This is a genomic window from Endozoicomonas sp. ALB115, assembly GCF_049310245.1.
Lineage (GTDB): Bacteria > Pseudomonadota > Gammaproteobacteria > Pseudomonadales > Endozoicomonadaceae > Endozoicomonas.
Map to the genome: position 1 here is coordinate 1 of NZ_JBLYZG010000153.1, position 2,923 is coordinate 2,923.

2 protein-coding genes are annotated in these 2,923 nt (G+C 52.5%); both read left to right on the forward strand.

All coding sequences use genetic code 11. From position 1 onward, the window contains the following. Positions 1–221: 221 nt before the first annotated feature. On the forward strand, positions 222–1,754 hold the full coding sequence (locus ACO6VE_RS24210) for an inactive transglutaminase family protein (RefSeq protein ID WP_422445398.1): 1,533 nt from the start codon (positions 222–224) through the stop codon (positions 1,752–1,754). A gap of 12 nt (positions 1,755–1,766) precedes the next feature. Beyond that, positions 1,767–2,771, forward strand: a complete 1,005-nt coding sequence (locus ACO6VE_RS24215; protein WP_422445399.1) for an alpha-L-glutamate ligase-like protein — start codon at positions 1,767–1,769, stop codon at positions 2,769–2,771. Positions 2,772–2,923 lie beyond the last annotated feature (152 nt).

Sequence of the window (2,923 nt, forward strand, 5' to 3'; positions counted from 1 at the left end):
GAGCGGAGTCGAAGGGTGCTTGGCACGATCTATCAGAGTCCGGAGTTTCCGCCTTTAGGCCCTATGGGTCCTTCGACAGGCTCAGAACGAATGGAGTTTGGGCGTCATTGATAGAGGAAACCCAGCCTGGACATTAAAACCATGTACTAGCCGGGCACAGTTTAGCCAGGCTCCCTTATATCAACTGAACCCAAGATAGACAGTTAAAAGCGAGGAAAAGAATGAAAGGTCGTTTTCAGCTTGGCCTTATGATTGCCGGACTGATTGTTGCCGGCCTTGGATTAACCCTGTACAAACACTTTGCACTGGGTTTTCCGCTATTGGGCAAGGATGTCTCTACTGTCTGGAGTATTGAAGCCTGGGTGAGCTTCAAAGCCCGGGGACAGGCTGCCCAGGCAAGCTTGACCCTTCCGGATCAGCAGTCCGATGTAAGAATTCTCGATGAATCCTTTGCCTCACCCGGCTATGGCATTAACCAGACCAACGATGGCGGTCAACGCCGTGCCGTCTGGAGTATCCGTAAAGCGGATGGTCGCCAGGATCTGTTTTATAAGGTTAAGATCCGGCTGGAGCCCGGCATCAACCCCAACGTGCATGACCAGCCCGAAGCGTTCATTGCGCCCGTGCTGCCCGAGCCCTATCAAACCGCCGCCAAAAGCCTGTTAAAACAGGTGACTGAACACTCAGCAGACACGGTCAGTTTTGCCGACACCATGATCAGCCAGTTTAATGCCAAAGAACCCGGCCAGAACACCAATATGCTGCTCGGCATGGTGGAAGAAGGGGTTAAGCTTCCGGACTTGCTGGTCAATCTACTCCATATGGGTAATATCCCCGCTCGCATTGTCCGGGGCCTGCACCTGGAAGATGGCCGACGCAGACAACCCATTATCGACATGATAGAGGTGTATGACGGCACCGAATGGCAGCTCTTTGATCCCAAAACCGGTAAAGCAGGCAACCCGGACGCCTTCTTTCTCTGGCAGCGCGGGGCCAAATCACTGCTGGATGTGATGGGCGGGGTTAACTCTGACGTCAGGTTCTCTATTATTTCCCAGAATGCCCCGACCCGGGAGCTGGCACTCACCCAGGCAAACCAGGATGGTGCTGCCTTAATAGACTTTTCCATCTACTCCCTGCCATTGGAAGTCCAGAATGCTTTTAAGATCATTCTGTTGATACCGATCGGGGTATTGGTTGTGCTATTTATGCGCATCATCGTTGGCCTACGCACCTCCGGTACCTTTATGCCGGTGCTTATTGCCATGGCTTTCCTGCAAACTCAATTAATACCCGGGCTGGTGATATTCACCTCCCTGGTATCCATTGGTTTATGGATACGGTCTTTCCTCAGTCAGCAAAACATGCTGCTAGTTGCACGGCTGGGGGCTGTCATCATTGTAGTCATTCTGATCATGGCCGCCATGAGTATCTTCAGCTGGAAGCTGGGCATCACCCAGGCACTGACGGTCACTTTCTTCCCGATGATCATTCTGGCATGGACCATTGAGCGGATGTCCATCCTCTGGGAAGAAGAAGGCCCCGGCGATGTCGTGAAAGAAGGCGGCGGCAGTCTTCTGGTAGCCACCCTGAGTTACCTGTTGATGTCCAATCCCATTGTTGAACAGCTCACCTTCAACTTCCCTGAACTGATGCTCACCTTGTTGGGCATTGTTCTGCTGCTTGGTCAGTACACTGGCTATCGAATGCTTGAACTCAAGCGGTTCTATCCACTGGTTCATTCGGATAAGTAGAGGTCGGTTTCCATGGGATGGTTAACAAGCTTTGTGCACAACACGCTGGCAAAAAACTCAATTACCACACCCTCCCGGCTCAGAGAGTCCGGGATACTCAGCATGAACAGCCGCAACCTGAATTATATCTCCCGATATAACCCCAGACGCCTCCTGCCCCTGGTGGACGACAAACTGACCACCAAACGCATGGCCGAGAAAGCCGGTGTTGATGTACCAAAACTGATTGGCGTGATTGAATACCAGTCCGATATCCGCAAGTTAAAGGGCATTCTGGAACCACTGGATAAGTTTGTTATCAAACCGGCCAAGGGCAGTGGCGGCAAAGGCATTCTGGTGATTACCGGTCGTGATGGTGATCGATACGTCAAGGCCAGCGGCGAAAGTCTATCCTTTGACGCCATTAGCCGTGATGTGTCCAATATTCTCGGCGGTCTCTACAGTCTGGGCGGCAAATCAGACTTCGCCGTTATCGAAAACCTGATCGTCGCTGACCCCATTTTTAATGACTACAGCTTTGAAGGTGTACCGGATATCCGGGTCATTGTGTTCCGGGGCTTTCCGGTTATGGCGATGATGCGCCTGGCCACCCGGAAATCCGATGGCAAGGCCAACCTGCACCAGGGGGCAGTCGGCGTCGGCCTGGACATGGCAACCGGCAACAGCCTGAGAAGTGTGCAGCATGATTTGCCGGTCAGCCTTCATCCGGATACGGGCCACAATTTCTCAACCCTCAATGTGCCCCACTGGCATAAGATATTATGCCTGTCTGCTGCCTGCTATGAGATGACCAACCTGGGCTACCTGGGTGTCGATCTGGTGCTGGATAAACATCTTGGCCCTCTGATTCTGGAGCTCAACGCCCGACCGGGGCTGGCGATTCAGATTGCCAATGGCCAGGGGATCGAGCCCAGGCTGAAAATGATTGAATCCCTTCGAAAACATGACCTGCCTATTGAAGAACGGGTTGCTTTTTCACAGCAGCATTTTGGCCTGACCACTGCACCAGAGCGCTGATTCCCCAATGGCTGATGAGCTGTCCTGAAATAACTTCGACATTTCTGAGTTTCAAAACTACTACATGGTTTCAATGAGTTTGACGGGTTGTCGTGCCTCCGCACTCCGTTCGTCCTGAGTGCTGAGCTTGTCGAAGCATCGAAGGACCCATA